The sequence below is a fragment of the Planctopirus limnophila DSM 3776 genome (assembly GCF_000092105.1).
Lineage (GTDB): Bacteria > Planctomycetota > Planctomycetia > Planctomycetales > Planctomycetaceae > Planctopirus > Planctopirus limnophila.
Genome location: NC_014148.1, coordinates 3,220,766 through 3,246,115 on the forward strand (window position 1 = coordinate 3,220,766; position 25,350 = coordinate 3,246,115).

The following is a 25,350-nucleotide window of genomic DNA, read 5'->3' on the forward strand; positions in this document are numbered from 1 at the left end:
TTTCGCCGCAACACTTAACATCCTTAGATGTTACGACAAACTTTCAGTCCAGAAAATGCCAGGGAGTCAGCGATCGAACTTCCCCTGCTGCCAACCGGTCAGCACCTGCCTCCAAGTGCTGTCCATACCGCATTTTAGCGAATACTCTGTTTTTCTGGCACTCCCAACCTGCCTGCACAGATCGATTCAAAGCGAGTTTTCGGAACCAATCATCCCTCAAGATTCTTTGGAAACCCGCCTCTCTCTCCCGAATGATCTTCACCAAAAAGCCATTTCCAGCTATTCCATCGTCAGTTTTTCGGCCTCAGCGATGCCTTCAGGAGGTCAAAGCGATCACCCCCACAACCTTCGCCCCGTACCTTTGCCACGTACTTTTGCCTGAGTGATTCCTCCCATGTCACAAGCTTCCATACCACCAGCATCCAGAACCACTTCGACTCGCGGGAACCTGCCCTTGGCTGTGGTTCTGTGCCTGATCGTGATGGCGCCCCCAGCACTGGCCTGGGCGGCCCCTTTCTGGAGCCAGCCCACTCCTTGGAAGCAGGCCTTACCAGCAGGCCCGGCACTCGCCTTCTCGCAATATGCCGTCGATCTGGGCAAGGTGCGGCCGGCCGACGAACTCCGTGCCACGTTTCGCTTTCGCAATACCAGCACTGTCCCGGTGACCATTCAAGAACTGATCCCCAGTTGCGGCTGCCTGATGCCTCGCCTCGATAAACAGGTCTATGCCCCCGGCGAAGCCGGACAGATCAATCTTCGCATGCAGCCCGCTAACGAAACGCCCGGTGAGAAAGAATTCTTCTGCGATGTCGTCTATCGCGATACACAGACGCGAACGGACCGGCTCACTTTCCGCCTCCATCTCCCGGAACAGCGATTAAGTGTCCGCCCACCAGCGCTGATTGTCTATCAGCTCAGCAACCAGCCGACGACACAGCCTCTGTTTGTTCACGACAGCCGGGGCCACCAGGTCGAAATCTTGAGCCTGCGCACAGGTTCCCCCTTTGTGAAAGCTTCGCTGACTCCTCCGGAAGGCTTTTCACTTGAACAGATCCAACCTGCTCAAAAATCGAAGGAAGCGGCACAAGCTGTCTCCGCCTTGACCCCGGCGAATATCAACCCGCCAGTCAAACCTTCGCTGACTCCCATCCCGGAAACAGAGCCACTTCCCGAAACCACAGCAGGCAAAAACCGGTCACAGAGACGGCCATCAGCCGGTCATTCCGATCCTTTTGTGACGGAAGAAGCTCACCAGCCCAACGAGAAGATTGTGTACATCACCGTCGTTGCCGAACTCCCCCCCGGCCGCCACCACGCCCTGATTGAAATCGAAACGACTGATCCCGAAACACGCTTTCTGAAAGTCCCCGTAATGATCCAGGGCCGGAATGTTGAAAGGCCGAAGGACATGCACCAATCTCACGGCTTGCGAAAATAGCAACCTCACGACTCACGCCATTTTCAACCACGCCTCCTGAATCTTTTGCGGGGATCTCAAGCGATCGCACCGAAAAGTTGACAACAGGATCGTTAACAACAAAAGCTCCCAGTCATCACAGCCATAAAGGCCCGAAAATACTGGAATGCTCTAACGTCTTTGGGGCTATAACAGGGCATAATCCCATGGGTCATATTGTGGTCACTTGTGAAGCCTGAACCACTTGATCATTAAACAAGTGCCGGGGCTGACATACCGCCTTAAATTCACTTTTCAGGAGTTGGCTCCGAAGGGGATGTAGACGTTTCGCTTGGGATAACCAGCAGGATATTGTTGCCACCCGACTTCACGATCACAGGTTCCGGGAGCACATATTGACTAAGTTTTAACGCACCGTCATTCGTAACCGTCTTACCGTCAGAAACCGGTTCTGGCGAAATGCCAAGCGTAATCGTCACCTGATGTGACCCCAAAACCGCACCCTGCATTTCTCCCGAAACAGACGAAAGGATATATCGTCCATTGGCATCCGTTGTCGCGGCTGAGGATTTCCCTTTCTCGGGCCTGAAGAATACGAACGCAGCAGGAACGGGCTGTCCATTCTGCTGCACAATACCTTCGACTGGTGACATACCGCTTCCAGACCAGCATCCTATGGATGTCAGCCCCAACAAGAAGATCAAGACGGCCAGTCGTCGCGTGTAGAGACTGAGAGCATCGCACAACCTGTCAAGCGAAGATACATTCCGAAGATTTTTCTCTAGAGTGCAAGGCTTGGTCATATTTTCTATTCACAGAAGAGGATAAGCGAATGTCCGCCAATGATGACTCGCCATAAAACTGAAGTACGAGAGCCAATACGCAAAGCAGCCTAGACGGCGAAAAACACTGTCTAGGCTGCCAACATGCAAGGCTTAATTGTTCCTTCTGAAATTATTCCCACTATTCGGGAAGTGGGCCAGGTGAATCGGCCTCTGCTTTAGCCTCCTGGGGGCTCTCCGTTACGGCCGGCCCGCTCGATGGAACCGGCGGGGGAGGCGACGAACCACAACCAACCACAGAAACCATCAGCACAACGCCGAGCGCTACAATCCAGCAATGATTCATACTAATCCCTATGATCTATGAGACTCCACATTTAAGAAAAATATAGGAACCTTAGAATTCCCCAACGTTATTTCCATCTGAGGCACCAGCCAGGTAGTACTGGAAGACCGTTGTGTTCATGTTCGCATTGAGCACACGAACTGAACCATCACACATCGCGACGTGCATCATCCCATCATGAGGGCTGGAGAAACGCCATGCATCAGCTGTGGCTGGGTTGGCAAGGAACATACCTGGAAAAGTGAGTTTCGCGCTGGCACCCATCCAGCTCATGCTACTTGCGAGCGAACCTTGCGTAGTGATGCCCCCAATCTGCTCACCGAACATCATCACGTTCGACGTACCGTCGGAAATATCTCTCATCCGCTTTTTGCTGCGGTTGCACGCAATTCCTTTATACAACCCCCAACCGGAGACATCACCGTAGACCCCAGCAAACATCGCATAATTACTACGCTTGAAACTGCTCGCTGGTAACCCTGTTGCGGTGGTTGGAACAGTCGTGGGAGAGAAGAACGAAAGACTGCGTGACCCGCCACCTGATGTCTGAATCCAGGAAAGACCGATCACCACTTGGGCGGTAGGATCCTGATTTGCCATCGAATCCGACGGGCAGATAAATCCCGGAATCAAAGTGGCTGCCGCGCGATTGCATCCCGCATCCCAAAACCAGTTAGTCTGATTGGGTGGCAGGATGTCCGGATTGAGTTGATTAGGATCAATCGTATTAAACAACGGAGCCTGATCCATATAAGGCAGTAAATGGACGAGTGTGCTGACCCTTGAGGCAGTGGAAGGTGGGTGAGCCAGTGCAGGGGTTCCCGCATCGTTCAAGGGACCACTTGGAAGACGCCCGTAGGTACTCTCGAAGTTATGAACCGCAAGCGCGAGCTGCTTGAGGTTATTCCTGCATTGTGTTCTTCGGGCAGACTCACGGGCCTGCTGAACAGCTGGTAGTAACAGTGCAATCAGCACTGCGATGATGGCAATCACCACCAGCAATTCAATCAGCGTAAAACCTCTTCGAGCTTGCGAAACACCGGGAAAACCGGAACGAGAGAAAACCATAAGACCACTCCCAACAGGCTAAAGAAAAGAAACGAAATGAGAGAACCGACCGGCTGCTTTTGAACAGCAGCGGCATACAGGGCGTTACAGAAGTGAGAGCTGCAGAAGAATGCAGCACAACTCGCCACCTAGGCAATTACCATGCCATGACGTCCGGCAAATTCCTGAGCCGGGAATTTGCGCCTCGTGACGACTCAGGAATGAATTTTCGGGTCACTTGGTACCGCAACACTCGGATCGCAAAACCAGAGGCATTTGATCTTGACACGCTTCGAAGAAAAGCCAGGGTCGGGCATGTTGCTCGCAAGGCTAAAATCTCTGTGAATTTCGCAAGAATTTCGAGTTTTTGCGGAACTTTTCTGGCTGTACGAAAGCTCGATGAAACATTGGTTTGTCGACACGAACCACGAAGCATCCTCTGTTACTTTTCATCAGCGGTATTGACTTCAAAGACCAAATTGAGATCAAGAATCCTGATCATTCCAGACAGCTGGCACACTCATAATTGCACTCTTCGCTGCTTGACGTGCTAGTCAATCACACAAAATCGCACAATCCCGTTGCGACCCTGCACGGAATAAGTGCAACTACCAACATACGTCGCCACAAGAATCACAAGCCACAGCAACATCTGTCTCAACAATCGATTGAATACTCTTCGTAAGTCCCTACCCCATCAACAAATGAATTCTGTTTGCAATTGCAGCTTTTGCTCACAAAATCCATAGCCACTCTTATACCTTTTGTGTCTTACAACTCTTCTCACACGCTGATAGGGAATTCCTTTCTCCGCCCAAGGCGTAGGTTCCAGCCCGGTTTTTCGTGCATCCAGCTAAGCCCAATGAACTCTGTCCACATCAAAAAGGAATTCATCGCCCCTAAGGTCGTGAGCTGCTAAATTCTTTTGAAACAATCTGCTCATACACCGACTCTCAGAGCGGGGTCAGAAAGTCACCACTGACACTTCGGCCTGCGAGTTAAACACGCCTGCGAAACCACTCCCCATGAACACCCGTATGCCTCACTGGGCTCAACAACCCAAGCCGGGAGCCTGGCTGCGGGGGACGCTTTGTGCGTTCACCTTTTTGATTTCCCCACTGGGAAAATTTGTCCCGCGTCGCTTCGCTAATCACACCTCGGCGGATCGACTCGAACATGGGCTTGTCATTATCCTCCCGGGGATCGACAGCTTCAGCTTTCTGAATCTCGGCACGGCTTGCGGCCTCCTCGACGGTGGAGTCCGCTCGGCCATTCGCACTATCGACTGGACCACCGGCTGGGATTTTCTGTTCCTGTATCATCTCCGGGGAGATCGTCGTAACTGGAGAGTGGCGCAGTTTATCGCGGATGAGATCCGCAACTATCAATCCCGCTACCCCGGCAGACCTGTCACACTCGTGGGCCATTCGGGTGGCGGTGGCATGGCCTTACGGATTCTCGAACTCCTCGGGCCTCAATCCCGCATCTCGGCCGCAGTTCTCATCGCCCCCGCAGTCTCCACTCAGTACGACCTCACCAGGGCTCGTCAAGGCGTGATGCATGGGATCTGGCACTTCTATTCGCCGCTGGATGTCTTTTTTGTGGGTGCCGGCACAATTCTCCTGGGAACCTTCGACGGCAAATACTCCCCCTGCAGTGGCATGCTGGGCTTTCAACATCCTTCCGCCCGCCAGGGAGATGGTGCTCCCTTCCACCAGATCGCCTATGACTGGTCGTTTACCCGCTGGTTTCACACCGGTGGCCATCTGAGTTGTGTCAATCGAGTCTTCGTCGAAGCCATGATTGCTCCAATCATCAAACGATTTGAGCAGGCTGTCTGATACCGATCCCAGAAATCAAATGCGTCTGGCGTGTCGATCAAGCATGCTTGCTCCGAGCCGCTGTCTTTTACACACAACTTTGTATGCCTATTGATCTGCGCTTTGGCTGGAGACTGCGTGGCTGGGGTCAAACGTCCTCGTTTGCCCCCAGGTTATGGGACATTGATCATTCTTAACGAATTGGCTTGGAAGTCGTAAGTGCATGATTCGGATGCATTCGTGCTGGTGACCTTGATTGGCCAAGGGGCGGATGAAGACATCCGACCCTTGCCACCCATTCTTAAATCCTATGTGACATTGAAAAGCGTAACGACCAAGCCCTTTCGCGAGCCATCCGAGACCAGGTCAACAGCGGTGGCATGACATGCGTATGGCGCGGCTTCTTGTTGTCGTGGCTTTGCACGACCACCCAGCCACGAGTTGGCCGGGCCACCTGTCGAGCCGCAAGCATGGCACACTCGTCGCGATGATCTTTTGGGATCCGTATGAGACGAGTATTTATTCAAGGCAGCTGAGACCGAACGGTCACAACTCCCGCGCGGTCAATCTCCACCACAATCGCCCCCTGCTTGGATGTAACCCAGATCTTCGAATCGACAAATGTCTGCTCGAGGCCTGTCGTCACATCGCCGGGCCCCTGACTGGAGATCACATGCTGTGGTCGGGCCCAGTGGTTTAATGCAGCGACATTGCTGCGTTTTCCCCCATGATGCGGAGCGAGCAGCACATCGACCATGCCTGGTGGCGTCTCCAGCAAGTGGACAAGCCCCTCGCCTTCGAGATCGCCGGTCAGCAGAATCACCCGGTTCTGGTAGGTAATTCTCGCCACCAGACTTTCCGAATTATCGGTCGTCTTTCGTGAAAGCAGCGTCTCCTCTTTCTTGAATAGAGGCCACAAAAACTCGATCTCCACATCTTGAGACAGACAGAACTTCTGCCCACCTTGCACCAGTCGAATGACGCCCCCTTGCGAAGCCACAGCCGCCACAGCTTCACCAATCACTCGCTGGTCAGGATCGGCCGCACTTTTCGGCATTCCCAGCCAGCGAATGGTCACATCGCGCGTCAATCGAGGAATGGCATTGGCGTGATCAGCATCGGCATGAGAGATCGTCACAGCATCGAGCTGGATCGATCCGTAATGTCGAATGGCCTGGCCAATGACTCGTGCGGCCCGTCGATCCTGCCCTAAAGAACCCGCATCATATAGCCACATTTTCTGGTCGGGAGTCTCGACCAGTACGGCCAATCCATGCCCCACCGACAGGAAAGTCAAACGCAAAGGCCGCTCCTGGGGCCAGTATCCTACCGCCAGCCAGATCACTCCCAGGCCCAGCGTCAGCATGACCACGCGAACTCGATGCACCCGGAAGAGCAGCATGCCCGCCACGGCTGAGTAAAAGATCAAAGCATATTCCACTGGGAGTGGTGAAAGCACAAAATGACCGTATCTCCATCCAGCCGCCTGATCGACCACGTCGATCAGCCAATAGAGTGACCAGTCGAAAATCCCTCCCGAAGGGATCGCCAGCCACGGATGAATCATCCCCAGGAGCAACGTGATATAGCCACTCCAGAGAATAATGGGCACCAGCGGTGCCAGAGCGATATTTAGAATCAGACCGACAGGCGAGATCACTCCCGAGGTCGCGGCAATCAATGGTGTCGTCAGACACCAGATCACGAAGGTGGCAATCATCAACTGCCAAAGGATTGCCAGCCACCTATGCCCCCGGATCGCTCGCCAGCCGGAAGCAGCCATGGCCCCTTCAGACTGACTTTGAATGACCTGTGGTTTTCCCATTGTGCGTGCCACAATCAGCAGCGTGGCCACCGCCAGAAACGAAAGTTGAAAACCTAACTGCAACAAGTCGTGCGGGCTCAGAATCATCAAAGTCACCGCCGTCAGCCCCAGGACGTTCAAAGGTTCAACCACCCCTGCCCAGCGGCTGCCGAGAATCCAGGCACTTCCAAAGAAAGCCGCTCTTACAACAGGCGGATCATTCTCGGCCAGCATCAGAAACAGCGCAATCGTTCCCAATCCACAGGCGGCCAATTTCCAGGGATGCCGGATAATCCCCTTGGAAAGGGTCATCATCAATAAGACCACCAACCCCACATTCATGCCCGAAACGGCCAGAATATGGAGCAATCCGCTTCGTACAAACGATTCCCGCAGATCGGCATCCAGACGCTGGCGTCCACCCAGCAATATGCTGCTGGCCAGTTCGGGTGACGAACGTACAATCACCTGCTCAAGACTGCGTTCTCCCCGTTGACGGAGCCACGACATCCAGCGGCGCAGCCTCCAGCTGACCGGAATCCTGTCGCTGGTCTGTACGACCGCCTCAGGATGTTTGACTCTCACATGCCCGACGATCCCCTGAGCGTAAAGCCAGTCCGCGTAATTGAACTCCCCCGGATTCATTGGCGGTGCAGGACGACTTAACTTGCCATAGATCCGCAGGCGATCTCCCGGCTGAAAAATGCGCGTTTCACCTTCCACATCGACCTGTACATCTCCACTTACTTGGCGATGCTCAGGCCCTACAACAAGCCTCTCAACAGAGAACACGAATCGCGAAATCACGCGTTGACCGGCAGCTTCTCCATTCGCCACCCGATCTGATCCTGGCCCATCGTTCGTTGCTTCTGCAGGTGTAGAACCTGACGCCACCATCGCGACGGGCGAAGATTTCGCAAACGAAGAGTGCATGCGCTCAACCAGAACTGTCGAGCGACAAATCCCTTCAAGGCAAACACCTTGCGAACGCAAATCCGCCAGGCGGCTCAACGAATCCCGGCTCGTCCAGTTCCATGTCGCCTCGTGCCACAAGCCAGCCGCACTCGCGAGTGCCAGCAGCGCACCTGTGACGAAAAAGCCGGGCCCAAACCCAGACAGATCACCTCCAAAGGCGACATGCTTCCGCTGAAGGCTTACTCGCCAGGCGATCAGACAAACGAGAACACCAAGAGCACCAGCAAAACAAACTCCGAGGCCGAAGATTTCCTGCAGCACGATCCCCGAGGCCATAGCTCCTGCCGCTGCCAAAGCAGGAACCCGGCCCCATAACACTGGTGGCCGACGCGATGAGGGCTCATCCTCCGCAGGGTTCAATGATCTGGCCTGCTGTTCAATCACAAAATCTTCCTGCACTTACTGTACGACTCTGCCTATTCTGCTTGACTCAATGCCACTAATACAGGGGATGCCCTAGGCGTGTGAACATGACGGCTGAGCCAAGTTCCCTCACAATCCTGTAAGAATATATGTGCGTTCCGACTATACTCAGAGGAGTCTGGTCAAAGGAACATTTGTTCCGCAGAATCAGTTGCCCGGCCTCCAGAATGAAAATGATCGCTGTCAACACCTTATGCCACGACTACATCACATGATGGAGAGACCATGCGTCTGGCGATGATCACTGCTGGTGGCGCAGGCATGTTCTGCGGCTCCTGCCTGCACGACAGCACCTGGGCCAAATCGATGCTGGCACGCGGGCACGAAGCCACGCTGATTCCCTGCTACACTCCACTCACTCTCGACGACGAACCGCCGACAACCTCTCGTATCTTCATCGGGGGTATTAATCTTTATCTCGAACAGAAGTATCCTTTAATCAGCAGGCTCCCGGGCTGGACACGCAAGTGGCTCGATCATCCACAGATTCTCTCGTTTGCCTCGCGTTTTTCTGTCAGTAATGAGGCGAAAGAACTTGGAGAACTCGCTCTCTCGATGCTGCGTGGTGCCCATGGGCCACATACGAAGAGCTTTGAAGAACTCGCCAGCTTTATCGTTAATGAGTATCGCCCGGACGCTGTTTTCTTCAGCAACGCCCTGATGAGCGGGCCGCTGGTTAATCTGCGGAGCCGCTTTCGCGGGCCGATCTTCTGCATGCTGCAAGGAGACGACATCTTCCTCGATGGCCTCCTCCCGGAGTATCGCGAACAAGCGATCGAGCAGATCACTGCCAATGCCAGCCTGTTTGATGGCTATATTACCCAGAGCGATTACTACGCCCGGCACATGTCGAGCATGCTCAACCTCGATCTGCAGAAGTTCGCCCGGCTCCCCTTAGCCGTCGATACCTCACGCCTGATGGAAGATGTGCAACTCGACTCAACTTTACCTTCTCGCAGTCAGCGCCCTGTCATTGGATATTTTGCCCGGATCTGTCCTGAAAAAGGCCTCCATCAACTGATTGAAGCAGGCCTGATTCTTGCCAAACGTGGGCTTGATTTCGAGATTCGTGCCGCCGGCTATCTGCCCCCTTCGCAGCGAGATTATCTTCAGGCAGTCCAGCATCGCGCCAATCCTCTGAAAGACCGCTTTCGATACGAAGGAAGCCCCCCTTCGATCCACGGAAAGAATGCCTTTCTCCGTGCGATCGATCTCTTTTCTGTTCCGACGACCTATCGTGAGCCCAAAGGGATTTTTCTACTCGAAGCTTGGGCTCATCGCCTGCCGGTCGTTCAACCGGCTCATGGCGCATTTCCTGAAATCGTTCCTGCTGACGATTATTCGCAAGCGGGCGGGCTGCTTTTTTCGCCTGATAACCCTGTTGATCTCGCTGATCAGCTTGAACAACTTCTCCTCTCACCCGAAATGCGAATGCAAATGGGTGCTGCCGGTTTTGCGAAACTTCATCATCACCACGATCTGACAGCTCTCGGCCAGGCGACTGAAGAACTCCTCTCTGGCTGGTTGCTCAAACACCAGTCTGGACAAACTTCTGCCACTTAAACTTGAGGTTTCTATGCGAGAAATCAGCTCACACAGGCCGAATTCTGTTAGAAACCTGACAAGATCCGGGTAATTCCATCAGGCACAGATTTCGCTTTCGTTTGCATTCGAGCGATTCAACAATCCGTGAATCCTGCAAAATCAGTGTTTGATCCATCAGAAAAGGTTTATCCATGCATCCCACCAAGAACAACCTACCCGAACATGTCCGTTTTGCTATGGTCGAACTGCTCAACACACAACTGGCACTCTCGATCGACCTCGCACTGCAGACCAAGCAGGCCCACTGGAATGTGAAGGGGCCGCATTTCATGCAGTTGCATCTCTTCTTCGATGGACTGCGCGATCTTGTAGATGGCTTTGTCGATGACATTGCTGAGCGGGCCGTGGCTTTAGGTGGTACCGCCTATGGGACAACTCAAAACGTCGCCAAAGCCACCACACTTCCCGAATATTCGACGAGTATTACTTCGGGCAAGGATCATCTGCAGGCTCTGGTGACTGCCTTTGCCTACTTCGGCAAAGCAGCCCGAGCAGCCATCGAGACTGCGGATGAAGCGGGCGATGCCGATACGGCCGACCTTTTCACAGGCATCTCCCGTGAAACCGATAAGCAACTCTGGTTCCTCGAATCACATTTGATCGGGTAGTTGCAGTTGACCCGCAAGAACAAGATCAAAATCAACAGCCGCATGACCAAACAATTGCTGGTCATGCTGCTGGCTTTTTTACTTCGTTTTTCGAGTGGAATTCTATAGATTCGAGAAGATTTGGGTGGCCGCTCGCACCAGAACCATTGCCAGCATTTTCATCGTTACATTTGTCATGAATTTGACTACGAACAATTTCAGGCCCCAAGCGAAATGATCCATCGTCAGACATCTTCCCGGAGAAGAGGCACACCGATTCACACGTCTTCGCGACTCGTTCTGGCTATCCTCAGTCTTGTCATGACTGATCTAGTTGCCAGCGAGGTTTCTCTGGGTCCCCAAGCCTCATCAGACTCAGCATCAGTTGCCAGGACTCTCAGCGAAGCAGAACTCGATGCTCTGACCCGCGAGATTCATTTTTCGGGCATGCTTTTCGACGGACATAACGATCTCCCCTGGCAGATCCATAAACTTGCCAAAGGCTCTGTCGATCGGCTCGATCTCACGGTGCCGCAACCGTTGCTTCATACCGATTTCCCGAAACTGAAACAGTCAGGGTTAAAGGCACAGTTCTGGTCGGTCTATGTCCCCGCCGATACTTACCAGCAAGGCATATCTCTGACTCAAACTCTCGAACAGATCCAGATCGTCCGGAAGCTGGCCCAGAAGTATCCCGATCAACTCGAACTGGCCGACTCTTCAGCCGATATTGAACGGATTGTCGCGCAAGGGAAAATTGCCTCACTCATGGGAGCGGAAGGAGGCTATTCCATTCAATGCTCGATCCCCATTTTGCAGCAGCTTTATCGTGAGGGAGTTCGCTATATGACGTTAACCCATTCGAAAACGATCGAATGGGCCGATTCCGCCACTGATCAACCGCAACATGGTGGTCTGACTCCGTTTGGCGAAGAAGTCGTGCGCGAGATGAATCGACTGGGGATGCTCGTCGATCTTTCGCATGTTTCCGAAGAGACGATGCTCGATGCACTCGACATCACTACAGCCCCCGTGATCTTCTCGCATTCCTCTGCCAAAGCGATCTGCAATCACCCGCGCAATGTCTCCGATGTGGTCCTCAAACGCGTCACCGCCAATCGCGGCATCGTCATGGTCAATTTCATGTCTGGCTACATCGTGCCAACAGAAAGGCTCAAAGCCAATCCCAAAGATGTCGGTACTCTTGACGATGTCGTCGATCATATTGTCCACATTGCCAAAGTGGCCGGTGTCGAACATGTGGGGATCGGCAGCGATTTCGACGGAGTCCGCCAGCTTCCCCGGGGACTCGAAGATGTCTCAAAGTATCCGGATCTGACAAAGGAACTCATTCGCCGAGGTTTCACCAAGCCCCAGATCCACGCCATCCTCGGCGGCAATATCTTGAGAGTCCTCAAAGAAGCGGAACAAGTCGCGAAAAACTCGAAACAGCCATAAGTTCAACTGCAGGCAAAAATAGCTATACTCAGGCTGCTCTGGGGGTAATGCTGGAAGATGTCACTTCAAGAACCACAACCACAGCCTCCGCCACCTGTTCCACAACCTTTCGCTTCCTCTTTCGGGCGTGTTCCTGCGGCCTGAATGGGCTGAACTTCAATGATTCCTAAACCAGCCGCCGCAGCCTGAAGGGCCAGTTTAGTACAGTCGGGGCCGCGGCCCGCCAGAACGTAGAGGATCCACTTTTCACCATCCAGAGTTTTCTCCAGATCGACCAACTCCAGATCCAGATCCCAGCTCCGAATACGCATGATCCACGGCATGAACTCCTGGGCTGACAGCGATTCGAGCTCGCGGATTGTGACCTTGTCATCTTCTGTGGGAAACCGCTGAACAGTGATCGCAGGCAGAGCTTCATGCGACATGAGTCGCCATGTTTTCGAAATATCTTCAAGCACCCGGCCCGTGAGTGGGCCGCGTGGTGTTTCAAGAATCACGACATCGCCCCGCTGGACAGTGAGACCTTCACTGACAACAGCTCGCTCCACTTCGGGCATGCGACCAGCCCGCACCAGCACAATCTGGGCGGATGTTCCGGGCGACTCTGGAGTCGACACGGAATTTAATGCTGCTGCAGACGAGGCTTCGACGATAGATGACATATTAGTCACACACTCAATTGAGAAATGGATTCAAATTCTTTTCTACCAGCCGATTTTCACCAAAGCCATCACTCCATCGTAGCCACTTATTATCGCAAAAATGACTCATATTCTCCATTAAGGCGAATCGCAGTCCGTGTGACCCTCTTTTCCAGCGACGCAAAAATGTTCCGCGAACTGACTCAGCAGGTTTGCCTCGCTCCCGCCAATCGTCAATACTGCTGTAAGTCCAGTGTTCGTCAGTTGTTCCAGTAGCGATCGTTTCGACGACCACACCCTTTGTTCGACACGACGAGAGGACTGAAGCAGCGGATCTGCTGGGCGATCATCACGACAGACTTGAGGCGACATGCAACAACAGATTGAATCGATCGTTCTGCCCAATGGGCTGGCGATTGTTTCCGAAAGAATGCCCGATACACGAGCCGCAGCGTTCTGCTGGCTGTTGCCCGGTGGCAGCGTTTACCAGCAGCCCGGTAAAGCGGGAACATCGACCATTCTGGCCGATCTTCTCTTCCGCGGTGCGGGCCAACGATCAGGCCGAGAACTTTTGGGCCAACTCAGTCTGCTGGGTGTGCAGAACGAAGAGTCAATCACTCCCGCTCATCTGGTCCTTTCGGGAGTGACGCAAGCCCGCAATCTGGTCGAGACCTTGCCCGTCTATGCCGATATTCTCCGCCGGCCGCACCTTCCCGAAGAAGAATTCGACGCGGCCCGCTCCGGGCTTGAAATGACCCTCGCATCGAACGAAGACGACCCGCGCCAGAAGCTCACGCTGGAACTCCGCCGCCGGACGTATCCTGCGCCCTGGGGCATTCCTGCTGATGGAGAACTAGCCGACCTTCCCGCAATTGACATGGAAGATGTCCGCCAGTTGGCCAAGAGTTCTCTGCAGCCGCACCAGGCGATCTTCAGTGTTGCCAGCTCATTGGCAATGAGCGACTTGCTCCCCACGCTCGAAAAGCTGCTGGGCGACTGGCAACCTGGCGAGATCACAGCACCACCACTTCCTCCGACCACAGGTGGTTACGAGCATTTAACGCATGAGTCCCAGCAGACACAGATCGGCATTGCCTACCCGGCTGCAGACTCTACTCACCCGGATTATCTCAAAGCGTGGGCGATTGTCAGTATTTTGAGCGGGGGGATGAGTTCGCGGTTATTTACCGAAGTTCGCGAGAAGCGAGGTCTCTGCTATTCGGTCAGTGCCAATCTGCATTCACTCAAAGGGGCCGCCCGGGTGATCTGCTCGGCCAGCAGTCAGAATGAGCGGGCTCAGGAAACACTCGATGTCCTCCTGATTGAGCTGCAGCGACTCAAGCTGGGTATTGCCGAGGAAGAACTGTCCCGGTGCAAGGCCCTCGCCAAGAGTTCACTTGTGATGGCACAAGATTCAACATCGTCCCGGGCTGCGTCGATTGCACGGGATTGGTATCAACTGGGTTATGTCCGCACTTTGCAAAGCCTCAAGCAGCAGATCGAAGATCTGACAGTTCCTGATCTTCTTGCCTATCTCGATCGCTGGCCATTGGCGAACCTGCAGATCCTGACGGTTGGCCCCCAACCGCTGGTTAACAACATGGCTCAATGACAAGTTTCTAACGGATGGCGAACCACCCGGACTTCCCTTCAATCTGTGCCTGCACCCAAGTTTTGAATATAGACGTTTTTCTATGGCTACGTTTAACCGGCAGAAGCCCATGCTCCAGCAAGCCAAACTTCCCAATGGTCTGACAATTCTGGGCGAGCATCGCCCCAGTGCCCAGAGTGTTGCCTTTGGCTTCTTTGTCCACACCGGTGCCCGCGACGAAAATCATGCCTGCGAAAGTGGTGTCAGCCACTTTCTCGAGCACATGGTCTTCAAAGGGACCGACAAGCTTCCCGCCGAGATGGTCAACCGACTCTTTGACGATCTTGGCTGCAACTACAATGCCTCCACCGGTGAAGAAGTCACCACCTTCTATGCTGCCGTCCTGCCAGAATACTTCGAAACGGTCTTCCCGTTACAGGCGGCCATTCTCTACCCGAGCCTGCGCGAAGACGACTTTACCACTGAGAAACAGGTGATTCTGGAAGAAATCGCCGAGTATGCCGATCAACCGGTTTACGTCGCCTATGACCATGTCATGCAGCTTCATTTCCGCGAGCATCCCCTGGGTCAACCGATCCTTGGCACTCCGCAGAGCATTCAGTCTTTGACGGCTGAGCAGATGAAGACCTACCATCGCGAGCATTACCTCGCAGGGAACATCGCGCTCGTTGTTGCCGGGAATTTCGACTGGGATCAGGTTCTGGAATTGGCTTCGAAAGAGTGCGGTCACTGGCCCGCTGGGGAAACCGCACATCCATGTCGCTGTGCTGCTCCAGCAGCACAAACAGTCGTTATCGCAAAACCGGCTCTCCAGCAGCAGCACATCATGTCGATCTCTCCGGCACCGGATTCGTGCCATCGACTTCGATATGCCGCCGAGATGGTCTCGATTATTGTCGGAGACGATTCGAACAGCCGCCTCTATTGGGAACTGGTTGACCCGGGCTTAACAGATATCGCCGAGATTTCTTACAGCGACTATCAAGGCTGTGGTACGTGGCTCACGTATCTCTGCTGTGACCCGGAAGCTGCCGAAGACAACTGGCAGGCCGTTCGCAAAGTGCTCGATGAACTTAACACCAAATCATTCACTGTGGAGGAGATGGAGCAGGCGCGCAATCTGCTGGCAACAAGGCTGGTTTCGCGCGGCGAGCAACCGATGCACCGCATGCTGGCCATTGGCCAGAACTGGCACTCCCGCATGGAATACCGTTCTCTCGACGATGAACTAGAGGCACTCGATCAGGTGACGATGGCTGATCTGCAGAATGTCATTCGCGAATTTCCACTCCGTTTGACATCCACAGTCTCTGTCGGTCCTAACACGGCTACACTTTAAGGAGGCCGCTTCCATGGTCGAGACAATTCGCAAGCCCCCTTTGTCACTCGAGGCGAGTTTATCGACGCTGATTGTCTGCGATCTGCAAACCAGATTGTTACCAGTCATTCATCAATCGGAACGAATCGTTCGTCGGGTCGAAGTTCTGGTACAGGCCGCTGCCAGCTGGCCCATCCCCATCATCGCCACGGAGCAGTACCCGGAAAAGCTGGGCTCAACCATCGAAAGCCTGCAAAGCTCATGCACTCAAGTGCTTCCCAAGTTCGAATTCAGTGGCTGGTCGGCCCTCAATTGGAAGCCTGCTCACGATTCGGCGGTGGAACGAACCCAAATCGTCTTGTGCGGGATTGAATCGCATATCTGCATTCTCCAGACAGCACTCGACCTGCTGGCCCAGGGCTATCAGGTCTTTGTCCCTTACGATGCCACCGGCAGCTATCGCCCCGAAGATGTCCAGTGGGCACTTCAGCGAATGATGCAGGCGGGTGCCACCATCGTTTCGACCGAATCTGTTCTGTTCGAATGGTGCCAGTCTTCGAAGGCACCACAGTTCAAGACGATCAGCCAGCTCATTAAATCGACACGAGGTGACTGATGGCTCCCTTCTGGAATTTCTGGAAGAAAGATCCCGTCGCGAGCATCGGTGGCACAGCGGCTGGTGCGACGAAATCAGATCGACCACCCGTCGATTTTCCCACTCCAGTCCTCTGGCTGTTGGGAAAAACCGGCAGTGGGAAAACCTCGATTATCCGCTATCTTACGGAATCAACCACTGCCGAGATCGGGAATGGCTTCAGGCCGCAAACAAAGTGCACGAATCGATATGACTTTCCATCTGTCGAGAAGCCCCTGCTGACCTTTCTGGATACACGCGGATTGGGTGAAGCTGGTTACGACCACGAGCCCGATGTGGCTTCGCTGGCAACACAGGCCCATCTCATTCTGCTCGTTGTGCGGGCCATGGATCATGCACAAGCCGAAATGGTCGCCCTGCTACAGCAGATTCGTAAGCAATCGTCACAAATCCCCATCCTGCTCGTACTGACTCATCTGCATGAGGCTTATCCGGGACAGGATCATCCGGCAGAAATGCTGGCAGCCGAGAAGTCGAACATCACCCCACAGATGCCTCCCTGGCCATCAGCACTGGCGCGATCGATCGAGCAGCAACTGATGACCTTCGGCCAGTTCATCCATGGGCACGCGACCATTGATTTCACACAACCCGAAGACGGCTTTACGAACCCATTTCTGGGGGCTCAAGAACTGACCCGCGATATCTGCTCGCTTTTGCCCGATGCCGCCATGGTACAACTCTCGCAACTGCAGCAGTTTCAGCGTGCTCAGGCCGGATTGCCCGCCAATCTCACCACCCGGCTGCAGCGCACACTCTGGATTTACAGCAGTGCTGCAGCAGTGGCTGGTGCCATTCCCGCCCCGTGGTTTGATCTTCCTGTTGTGGTGGGATTACAAGCAGCACTGGCCTGGCAGATCTCGAATGAATATCGCTATCAATATTCGGGTTCGCGGATTGCACAACTGGTTTCGGCAGTCTCCGGCCAGATGATTGCCCGTCAGGGTCTGCGCGAGCTCCTCAAGATCATTCCTTATGTCGGCTCTGTCACGTCGTCGGCGCTGGCATTTGCCACAACTTACGGGCTCGGCCAGACCATCATCTGGGCCATTGAGCGCGAACGATCAGGCCAGTTTCCATCCACTCAGGAATTTCGTGAGCACCTCAAAAATCAGGCCAGCCTGGCAGGAGAAATCTGGAGGAAAAGATCTCCTCCTGAGAATTCATCGTCGGATAGGATGCCCGGCTAATTCGTCGCAAAATCCTGTTGAAAAGACCTTTTGCCCAACCCAGAAATCAATGGCGTGTACAGAGTCGATTCAGCATGCTTGCTCCGAGCCGTAAGCATGGCACTCATGCATAAACTCCTGAACTCTCTCCATTTCCTTCGCACTCTTCGCGACTTCGCGCGAAACAAGCCTGCCAATCAATAGTTACAGCAGGCCGTCGGTCTCCGCATAGCCATACATCAGGTTGAAGTTCTGAATCGCCACTCCACTGGCCCCTTTAATGAGATTATCGAGGCAAGCCAGGATCACGACGCGATCCTTGACGATGCGAATCGTCATATCAAAAAAGTTGGTATAGGCCGAATCTTTGGTGGTCGGAATTCGATCAACCACCCGTACAAAAGGGCTGTTTTGATAAAACGCCCGGCAGACTTCCAGCAGTTCCTGTTGTGTCGCTTTGGCCTTTGGAACTGCATAAATGGTGGCTTCGATCCCTCGATCCATCGGTGTCAGGTGAGGAGTGAAGATCACATCAACGTTGCGGCCGCTGGACTCCGAGAGGATCTGTTCAATCTCGGGTTGATGGCGATGATTACCCACCGAGTACGCACCGAAACTTTCGTTGCACTCCGCAAACAGAATGTTCTGTTTGGGTGTTCGCCCCGCACCAGAAACACCGCTCTTGGCATCGATGATAATCCCCGTCGGCTCCACCAGCCCTTGTTGAATCAAGGGGGCTAATGCCAGGATCGATGTGCTGGTGTAACAACCCGGGTTGGCAATGAGATTGGTACCTCGAATGCGATCGCGATAAAGCTCTGGCAAACCATACACAGCCGAACTCAATCGACCCGCGTCGGTATGAGCATGCCCGTACCATTTGGCATAAACTTCGGGATCTTTCAGGCGGTAATCCGCACTCAGGTCAATCACTTTTAACCCGACTTCGAGAAGGCCGGGAACAGCCTCCATACTGGCCACATGTGGCAGGCAGCAGAAGACGACATCGGCCCGCTCTTTGAGTTGTTGTGGTGAAAGATTCTCTAATGACAGATCAAATCGCCCCGCTAATGACGGGTGAATCTCGCGAATGGGGCTGGTTTCCGTGCGGCTGGTGATAGCCGTTACTTTCGCGCTCGAATGCCGGGCGAGAATCTTGAGCAGTTCCAGAGCGGTGTACCCTGTTCCACCAAGTATGGCGACGCGTGTCATGTGCCTGCTTTCCCTGATACTTACTGGCCCGAAGAAGTATCGATAAGCCTCGAAAACTGGCCCATCGACATCGACCTTGTCATCTACTGAACAAAACGACCCGCCCTGCATTTTCAGCGGGCAGAAATTCTGTTTAGCCAGAGTTTGACGAGAAAAGAGCCAGCCGAACAGCCACCACAGTCGGTGAAGCTGCACATTTCATCAACACTCTTTGCCGCAGTAGAAATTTGACGCCAGCCACCCACAACCGTACCATCAAAGAATGTCGATAAGTTCTGTAGAGATCCTGCCAAGTTCAAGTGACAACCCGCCTGCATGGGCTTACGCCCGCTGAATGGCCTTCCCCAGACTGGTCAACGCCAGACACCTTCCGCCAAGTCGAGAGGATATGATGCCCCACACCTCCAAGTTCTGGTTTTTGAAGAACCTCACCGTCTGTGTGGTGCTCCTCGGCTGTCCCTGGATGAATTCCTCTGTCTCTGGTGAGGAAGACCCGCATCAGGCAGCGAAAGTTCGTGGACAGGCTCTCTTTGCCCAGAAGTGTGCCAGTTGCCACGGTGCGGCTGGCCAAGGAGGAACCGATAGCTACAAGACGCCATTGATCGGTGATGCCTCAATTGTCGAGTTGACCCGCATCATCGATGCCACCATGCCCGAAGGTGAGCCCGAACAACTCGACAAAGCTCAATCCGAAGATGTGGCTCGATACATCTACGACGCCTTCTATTCTCCCGATGCCCAGATTCGAAATTCCCCCTCCCGCATCGAACTTTCCCGCCTTACGGTCAGGCAATACCAGCAGGCAGTGACCGATTTGCTCGGCAGTTTTCGTGGAGGCTACGAGAACACCAACGAGTTCGGCTTGAAAGCGACCTATTTTGATGGGCGTCGCTTCCGTAAAGAAGACAAAAAGCTCGAACGGATTGATCCAGTCGTGCAGTTTGATTTTGGTGAAGGGAAGCCACTGCCAGATGTCGAAATGGCCAGCGATGAATTCTCGATTCACTGGACGGGCTCACTCATTGCGCCGGAAACTGGCGAATACGAAATCATCATCAAGACTGCCAATGGTGTGGAATTCTGGCTCAATGATGAATCAAAAATTCTCATCGATGGCCGAGTTCGCTCAGGGAACGATGTCGAATGGCGCGAGCGAATCAACCTGCTCGGTGGCCGCAGGTATCGACTGCGCCTGCAGATGTTCAAATCGAAAAATGCCAAAGAAAAGACCGCTGCGATTGCCCTGTGGTGGCGACCACCCCACAAAACGGAAGAGCTGATCCCTACGCGTTATCTGCTCCCTGCCTGGACACCCGAAGTCTTTATTGTCAACACCCCCTTCCCGCCCGATGATCGCAGTGCCGGCTACGAGCGAGGCAACAGCATCTCGAAAGAATGGGAACAATCGACGACCGATGCCGCCATTGAAACGGCAGCTTACGTCGCAAAGAAACTCAAAGACCTGGCGGGTTACGGCCGCGATGCAAATCCGGAAGAGAAGAAGCGAAAAGTTCGCGAGTTCTGCATTCGCTTTGTCGAACGAGCCCACCGCAGGCCACTTTCGGACGACGAAAAGACCCACATGGTCGATCGCTGGCTCGATGCCACCGAAGACCTCGAAACAGCCGTGCAACGCATTGTGCTGCTGACACTCAAATCGCCGCGATTTCTGTATCGTGAGATCGTCGGTTCGCCCAATGACCCCTGGAATGTCGCCTCGCGACTCTCGTTCACGCTCTGCGACACCATTCCCGATCAGCAGTTGCGAGATGCGGCTGCTAAAAATGAACTGCAAAAGCCTGATCAGCTTCAGCGACAGGCGGAACGCCTGGTTCGAACAGATGCGGGCAAAGCCAAGCTGAAGACCTTTCTATTGAACTGGGTGCGTGTTGAGCATTTGCACGATATTGCTAAAGATTCCCAGCAATATCCCGAGTTTACACCAGCGATTGTCAGCGATTTGCGAACGTCACTCGAACTGTTTGTTGATGAAGTTCTGCAGAGTAATGAAGCGAGCCTCAAGCAGCTTCTTCTCGAAGATCACATCTGGATGAATGGTCGCCTCGCGAAATTTTATGGAGCCGACCTACCTGAGAATGCAGATTTCCAGAAAGTGCGTATCGATAATGGCCAGCGGGCCGGCGTGCTGACTCATCCCTTCCTGATGGCGGGCTTTGCTTATACTTCGACGACATCTCCGATTCACCGCGGCGTGTTTGTCACTCGCAGTGTGCTGGGCCGCTCACTCAAGATGCCGCCGATTGCTGTTTCTCCCGAGCCAGCCGATTTGCATCCCAATCTTTCAACGCGTGAACGTGTCGATTTACAGACTAAAGCCGAGATGTGCCGCACCTGCCACAACCTGATCAATCCACTGGGCTTTCCACTGGAATCGTTTGATGCTGTGGGCCGCTTCCGTGCTGAAGAAAAGGGTAAGCCTGTCGATGCGACTGGACAATACCTCACGCGAACTGGTGTGGAAGAGAAGTTTGCGGGGAGCCGGGCATTGGCCGAGTTCCTCGCGACCAGCGCGGAAACGCGAGCCGCTTTCACTCAGCAGCTCTTCCAGAATCTCGTGAAACAGGCGTGGCCGGCTTACAGTAAAGATCTCCTGACACAACTTGATCAGAAGTTTGCGGCTTCAAACCTGAATATCCGCGAGCTGGCCGTGGCCATTGCTGTCGCGACAGCCCGCGTTCCAGAGACTGCCGAAACGGCTGCGAAGTGAACACTGCATGATGCGTGAATTGGCAGAAGTCTCAGCACCTTCCCATCAAAAACCGACTTGTCCGTGAAATGTGTGCGGGCTCAATAATGCTGTGAGAGTGGTCATACGCATGCCGCGGCTGCTTGTTGACGTGGCTCTGCACGACAACCCGGGGCAGGCGAATTGGGCACAAGTTGGATGAGCCACCCGGCTACCTCGCTCTAGCAGATGAATCCAATACTGAACCGGCAAAGACGGGGTTGCCATGATGGCGGAAGTTGGCGATTCTTTCCGGATGCGGGCGGTTTCGCATGACAAGGATGGTTGAATGCTCTGATGGGAAGCGGTCGATATGCGCCAGGATCTGAATACATCAATCGTACCACAGACGGCCTCACCACAGACCGGCTCACAGCAACAGGAATTACGACTCGAAATCAATCGCAGAGAAGCACTTACAGCTTGCCTCACGCTGGCTGCCGGGGCTTGCCTGGGGCATGGGCCGACACCGCTTCATGCTGAGGAGGATGCGGTCTACACGCTGGAAGAGCCGGCTGATGACTTCCGCGTGTTCGGGATTGGTGCACGTATCGAAGTGATTGGCCAGGTGCAGACACAAGACGAGAAAGCTCAGGCCAAATCGCTGCCACTGAAACTCAATGCCGGAATTTCTTTTCGTGAACGCCGTCTGCTGGGCCCGGGCCGAGATGCGGAAGCATTGCGTTCCATTCGCGAATACGAACAGACAACAGCCGATATCGTTGTCGCTGGCGAAGCCTCCCGAAGGCAACTCGCTGAGACACTCCGGCTGATTGTCGCTCAGGGCCGTCTGGAAGGGATCGAGCTCTATAGCCTGGGCGGCCCGATGACGACCGACGAAATGGAACTGCTCCAGACCCCTGGCGACACGCTCTCACTGATTGCACTTCTGCCAGGAAAAGCCGTCAAGCCGGGAGAGACCTGGAATCCGGATTACTGGGTGTTGCCCATGTTCGTGGCTGTCGAGGCTGTGGTCGATCAGAAGCTGACCTGCACATTCGTGGGAATCACGGGGAATATGGCTCGAATTTCCTTCGAAGGCGAGCTGAATGGGGCCATTGAAGGAGCGACGACAAAAGTCACAATCTCCGGAAATCTGGATTACGACCTCACTTCAAAATCGATCGCCGAAGTCGAACTTTCCCAAGTGGAAAAACGCTCGATCGGTGCGATCAGCCCCGGGCTCGATATTACGGCTCGATTGCGGCTGCGTCGCCGACCTGCGCAGATTCCCGGCCGTGTGGGCGAAACCAAATATGTCGATGAAGCCACTGTCCTGCCCACCACCAGGCAAATGCGCGTGCGGTTCGATGCTCCGTGGGGTCTGACCATCCTGCATGGTCGCTTGTGGCACCTGTATCATGAAACACCACAGGTGGCGATCTTCCGTAAGATGAAGGATGGCCAACTGATTGCCCAGTGCAATATCTCACCACTTCCCAATGCCCAGCCGGGAAGTCACCTTCCCGAAGCCGAGTTCGAATCTGATATTCGGACCGCTCTGGGTGAGCGATTCCGGACGATGCCGAAGAAAGAGGTCATACCGGCCGCCAATGGACGATTCGTTTACCGCGTGGTAGCCCAGGGGATTCAAAAAGAGCAGGCTCTGACGTGGATCTACTTCCTCGTGGCCGAGCGTACGGGGCGCCAGACTTCGCTTCTGTTCTCGCTCGATTCTTCGCTTCTGGAGAAGTTCGGCAAGGAAGACCTGGAGTTCGTCGAAGGTCTGAGCTTTGGTGTCCCTGCGGCAGGCTCTGGTGCGCCGACACTCGCGGTTCCATGAGCCGTCTGAAGAATCGAAATGCTGCGATGAAAGCAGAGCTCAAATGCAGGGTATTGATCGTTCAGTACCCTGCCATGGACGAAACGATTACGCGAGTTCTTCGATCTCGGTGATCTCGTAGTTGATGGTACCGCGAGGAACCTGAATCGAGACTTTGTCGTTAACCTTCTTGCCCAACAGAGCACTGGCCAATGGGCTGGTCGTGAGAATCTTCATGACATCGCTCATGTAGTCTTCTTCACCCGGCCCCACGAACTCGTACTTTTCGATATCGCCATCGTCGGTATTTTTGACGGTGACACGTGTTCCGAATGCGACAACCCCTTTAGGAAGGGTGGATTTGTCGACGATGTAGCAGCTCGCCAGCTTCGACTTGAGAGAGTTAATCCGCGCCTGCAAACGCCCCTGCTCTTCGCGCTGGCCGTGATATTCGGCGTTTTCTTTCAGATCCCCCTCAGCGCGCGCCTCGGCAATCGCCTCAGCGATTTTGGGCATGTCGTCGTGCTCAAGCTTGCGGATTTCTTCCTTGAGCTTGTCGTAACCCTCGCGAGAGATTGGTTGCAGTTCCATCACAGACTCCACACGGCCTGTGAATTCACAGGCAAATAAGCTTCATATCATGAAAAATGCATGGCCACTCGATCGAGTTGCCATGCTGAAAGACCGGCATTGGAAACGAAAAAGGCAGGGCTGTCGTTCAACAGCCCGCCTTCCTTAATATAAGCGTAACAAAAAGCCTGCCCAGTTTCCACCGCCGGACCTGCCTTGGCAGATTCGCGAATCATAACCTCTTGTGCAAACTACAGTTACGACGCAATCGTCTTCCAGGTTCGCTCTTTAGCACTGGAGATCACCGCGTCGCAAACCTTCTGTGTTTCCAAAGCTTCGCGGAATGTTGGCGAGCAAGGCTTACCTTCTTCAAGAGCCTTCAAGAAATCGGCCACCTGATGAATAAATGTGTGTTCGTAGCCAATCTGCAGACCAGGAACCCACCAGTTCTTCATGTAAGGCTGATCGCCGTCGGAAACGTGCACCGAACGCCACCCACGGACAATCCCTTCGTCGCCATGATCGAACCACTGCAAACGGTGGAGATCATGCAGATCCCACTTGAGGGAGGCGTGCTCGCCATTCACTTCCAGTGTATAGAGAGCCTTATGGCCGCGGGCGTACCGGGTCGATTCAAATAACCCTAACGATCCATTCTTGAAGTGACAGAAGAACGTACAAGCATCGTCGATGCTGACTTTCTCGATCTGCCCGGTGAGTGTGTGCTTACGTTCCTTGATGAATGTCTCAGTCATCGCACTGACATCGGTGATCGATCCATTCAGCCAGAGTGCTGTATCAATACAGTGGGCCAGCAGGTCGCCAGTCACACCCGAACCAGCGGCGGCGGCATCGAGTCTCCAGAGAGCAGCTCCGCCCTGTGGCAGATCTGCGGAAATCGTCCAATCCTGCAGGAAGTTCGCCCGGTAATGGAAAATGCGGCCCAGCTTGCCAGAGTCAATCAGTTGTTTGGCCAACGTCACGGCGGGTGCCCGGCGGTAGTTGTACCAGACGGTGTTAGGAACGCCGGCACGTTCAATGGCGGCCACCATCTCTTCACCTTCGGCAGTGTTCATCGAGAGTGGTTTTTCACACAGCACCATTTTGCCATTGGCTGCCGCCGCCAGCGCAATTTCCTTGTGCAGGTTATTGGGAGTACAGATATCGATCGCGTCGATATCTTTCCGCTCAACAACCTTTCGCCAGTCGGTTTCGACTGACTCGTAACCCCACTGATCAGCGAATGACCGCACCTTTTCCGCATCGCGGGCACAAACCGCCTTCAGCACCGGCTTGTATTTCAATGGAAAAAAGTGATTGACCTGTGAGTACGCGTTGGAGTGAGTCCGGCCCATAAAGCCGTAGCCAATCATGCCAATATTCAGATTCTTCATGATGACG

18 protein-coding genes are annotated in these 25,350 nt (G+C 54.0%); 11 read left to right on the plus strand and 7 right to left on the minus strand.

From position 1 onward, the window contains the following. Nucleotides 1–394 precede the first annotated feature (394 nt). Nucleotides 395–1,438 (plus strand): DUF1573 domain-containing protein, encoded by a 1,044-nt coding sequence (locus tag PLIM_RS12715; protein ID WP_013110725.1) that lies wholly within the window; start codon nt 395–397, stop codon nt 1,436–1,438. A gap of 266 nt (nt 1,439–1,704) precedes the next feature. On the opposite strand, the gene PLIM_RS22915 is transcribed toward PLIM_RS12715, so the two are convergent. After that, nucleotides 1,705–2,070: a transthyretin-like family protein gene (locus tag PLIM_RS22915; protein ID WP_013110726.1), complete on the minus strand. Its 366-nt coding sequence runs from the start codon at nt 2,068–2,070 to the stop codon at nt 1,705–1,707. Between the two features lie 526 nt (nt 2,071–2,596). Continuing rightward, nucleotides 2,597–3,613, minus strand: coding sequence for a DUF1559 domain-containing protein (locus tag PLIM_RS12725; RefSeq protein WP_013110728.1), 1,017 nt, complete (start codon nt 3,611–3,613; stop codon nt 2,597–2,599). Between the two features lie 1,004 nt (nt 3,614–4,617). Here PLIM_RS12725 and PLIM_RS12735 point away from each other — a divergent pair. Continuing rightward, nucleotides 4,618–5,433 carry an alpha/beta fold hydrolase gene (locus PLIM_RS12735; RefSeq protein WP_013110729.1) on the plus strand — a complete coding sequence of 272 codons (816 nt, stop codon included), beginning with the start codon at nt 4,618–4,620 and terminating at the stop codon, nt 5,431–5,433. 502 nt (nt 5,434–5,935) lie between these two features. On the opposite strand, the gene PLIM_RS12740 is transcribed toward PLIM_RS12735, so the two are convergent. Next, nucleotides 5,936–8,575: a ComEC/Rec2 family competence protein gene (locus PLIM_RS12740; RefSeq protein ID WP_013110731.1), complete on the minus strand. Its 2,640-nt coding sequence runs from the start codon at nt 8,573–8,575 to the stop codon at nt 5,936–5,938. 264 nt (nt 8,576–8,839) lie between these two features. On the opposite strand from PLIM_RS12740, the gene PLIM_RS12745 reads away from it, so the two are divergent. The 3 genes from PLIM_RS12745 to PLIM_RS12755 all read left to right on the plus strand — a co-directional run bounded on the left by PLIM_RS12745 (nt 8,840) and on the right by PLIM_RS12755 (nt 12,264). After that, on the plus strand, nt 8,840–10,177 hold the full coding sequence (locus PLIM_RS12745; protein WP_013110732.1) for a glycosyltransferase family 4 protein: 1,338 nt from the start codon (nt 8,840–8,842) through the stop codon (nt 10,175–10,177). Between the two features lie 173 nt (nt 10,178–10,350). Beyond that, nucleotides 10,351–10,827 carry a DNA starvation/stationary phase protection protein Dps gene (gene dps / locus PLIM_RS12750; RefSeq protein ID WP_013110733.1) on the plus strand — a complete coding sequence of 159 codons (477 nt, stop codon included), beginning with the start codon at nt 10,351–10,353 and terminating at the stop codon, nt 10,825–10,827. A 300-nt stretch (nt 10,828–11,127) separates the two neighbouring features. Next, entirely contained in the window at nt 11,128–12,264 is a 1,137-nt protein-coding gene (locus PLIM_RS12755; protein ID WP_148227095.1) for a dipeptidase, read from the plus strand. 65 nt (nt 12,265–12,329) lie between these two features. On the opposite strand, the gene PLIM_RS12760 is transcribed toward PLIM_RS12755, so the two are convergent. Beyond that, on the minus strand, nt 12,330–12,881 hold the full coding sequence (locus PLIM_RS12760; RefSeq protein ID WP_148227096.1) for a hypothetical protein: 552 nt from the start codon (nt 12,879–12,881) through the stop codon (nt 12,330–12,332). A 394-nt stretch (nt 12,882–13,275) separates the two neighbouring features. Between PLIM_RS12760 and PLIM_RS12775 the strand changes: the two genes are divergently transcribed. The 4 genes from PLIM_RS12775 (at nt 13,276) to PLIM_RS12790 (ending at nt 17,680) form a co-directional block, all read left to right on the plus strand. Beyond that, nucleotides 13,276–14,517, plus strand: a complete 1,242-nt coding sequence (locus PLIM_RS12775) for a M16 family metallopeptidase (protein ID WP_013110736.1) — start codon at nt 13,276–13,278, stop codon at nt 14,515–14,517. Between the two features lie 82 nt (nt 14,518–14,599). After that, nucleotides 14,600–15,856, plus strand: coding sequence for a M16 family metallopeptidase (locus tag PLIM_RS12780; protein ID WP_230849301.1), 1,257 nt, complete (start codon nt 14,600–14,602; stop codon nt 15,854–15,856). A 13-nt stretch (nt 15,857–15,869) separates the two neighbouring features. Beyond that, a complete protein-coding gene (locus tag PLIM_RS12785) occupies nt 15,870–16,451 on the plus strand; it encodes an isochorismatase family protein (RefSeq protein ID WP_013110738.1) in 582 nt (193 codons plus the stop codon). Beyond that, nucleotides 16,451–17,680, plus strand: coding sequence for a GTPase family protein (locus tag PLIM_RS12790; protein WP_013110739.1), 1,230 nt, complete (start codon nt 16,451–16,453; stop codon nt 17,678–17,680). The genes PLIM_RS12785 and PLIM_RS12790 overlap by 1 nt, the downstream gene beginning before the upstream one ends. Before the next feature lie 183 nt (nt 17,681–17,863). Here the strand turns inward: PLIM_RS12790 and argC are convergent, their stop codons facing one another. Next, nucleotides 17,864–18,871 carry an N-acetyl-gamma-glutamyl-phosphate reductase gene (argC, locus tag PLIM_RS12795; protein ID WP_013110741.1) on the minus strand — a complete coding sequence of 336 codons (1,008 nt, stop codon included), beginning with the start codon at nt 18,869–18,871 and terminating at the stop codon, nt 17,864–17,866. A 388-nt stretch (nt 18,872–19,259) separates the two neighbouring features. Here argC and PLIM_RS12805 point away from each other — a divergent pair, with 388 nt between their 5' ends. Continuing rightward, nucleotides 19,260–21,599, plus strand: coding sequence for a DUF1592 domain-containing protein (locus PLIM_RS12805; protein ID WP_196349447.1), 2,340 nt, complete (start codon nt 19,260–19,262; stop codon nt 21,597–21,599). 331 nt (nt 21,600–21,930) lie between these two features. Continuing rightward, nucleotides 21,931–23,400 carry a hypothetical protein gene (locus PLIM_RS12810; protein ID WP_013110743.1) on the plus strand — a complete coding sequence of 490 codons (1,470 nt, stop codon included), beginning with the start codon at nt 21,931–21,933 and terminating at the stop codon, nt 23,398–23,400. A gap of 87 nt (nt 23,401–23,487) precedes the next feature. Here the strand turns inward: PLIM_RS12810 and greA are convergent, their stop codons facing one another. Then, complete coding sequence (gene greA / locus PLIM_RS12815; protein ID WP_196349448.1) at nt 23,488–23,973, minus strand: transcription elongation factor GreA; 486 nt, start codon at nt 23,971–23,973, stop codon at nt 23,488–23,490. 233 nt (nt 23,974–24,206) lie between these two features. Then, nucleotides 24,207–25,343, minus strand: coding sequence for a Gfo/Idh/MocA family protein (locus PLIM_RS12820; protein ID WP_041403615.1), 1,137 nt, complete (start codon nt 25,341–25,343; stop codon nt 24,207–24,209). Nucleotides 25,344–25,350: the final 7 nt, after the last annotated feature.

Coding starts and splice junctions, on each gene's coding strand:
- PLIM_RS12810 (WP_013110743.1), top strand. CDS start 21,931: ATGCGCCAGGATCTGAATACATCAATCGTACCACAGACGGCCTCACCA.
- PLIM_RS12820 (WP_041403615.1), bottom strand. CDS start 25,343: ATGAAGAATCTGAATATTGGCATGATTGGCTACGGCTTTATGGGCCGG.
- argC (WP_013110741.1), bottom strand. CDS start 18,871: ATGACACGCGTCGCCATACTTGGTGGAACAGGGTACACCGCTCTGGAA.
- PLIM_RS12735 (WP_013110729.1), top strand. CDS start 4,618: ATGAACACCCGTATGCCTCACTGGGCTCAACAACCCAAGCCGGGAGCC.
- PLIM_RS12785 (WP_013110738.1), top strand. CDS start 15,870: ATGGTCGAGACAATTCGCAAGCCCCCTTTGTCACTCGAGGCGAGTTTA.
- PLIM_RS12755 (WP_148227095.1), top strand. CDS start 11,128: ATGACTGATCTAGTTGCCAGCGAGGTTTCTCTGGGTCCCCAAGCCTCA.
- PLIM_RS12775 (WP_013110736.1), top strand. CDS start 13,276: ATGCAACAACAGATTGAATCGATCGTTCTGCCCAATGGGCTGGCGATT.
- PLIM_RS12790 (WP_013110739.1), top strand. CDS start 16,451: ATGGCTCCCTTCTGGAATTTCTGGAAGAAAGATCCCGTCGCGAGCATC.
- PLIM_RS12725 (WP_013110728.1), bottom strand. CDS start 3,613: ATGGTTTTCTCTCGTTCCGGTTTTCCCGGTGTTTCGCAAGCTCGAAGA.
- PLIM_RS12805 (WP_196349447.1), top strand. CDS start 19,260: ATGATGCCCCACACCTCCAAGTTCTGGTTTTTGAAGAACCTCACCGTC.
- PLIM_RS12715 (WP_013110725.1), top strand. CDS start 395: ATGTCACAAGCTTCCATACCACCAGCATCCAGAACCACTTCGACTCGC.
- PLIM_RS12745 (WP_013110732.1), top strand. CDS start 8,840: ATGCGTCTGGCGATGATCACTGCTGGTGGCGCAGGCATGTTCTGCGGC.
- PLIM_RS22915 (WP_013110726.1), bottom strand. CDS start 2,070: ATGTCACCAGTCGAAGGTATTGTGCAGCAGAATGGACAGCCCGTTCCT.
- dps (WP_013110733.1), top strand. CDS start 10,351: ATGCATCCCACCAAGAACAACCTACCCGAACATGTCCGTTTTGCTATG.
- PLIM_RS12780 (WP_230849301.1), top strand. CDS start 14,600: ATGGCTACGTTTAACCGGCAGAAGCCCATGCTCCAGCAAGCCAAACTT.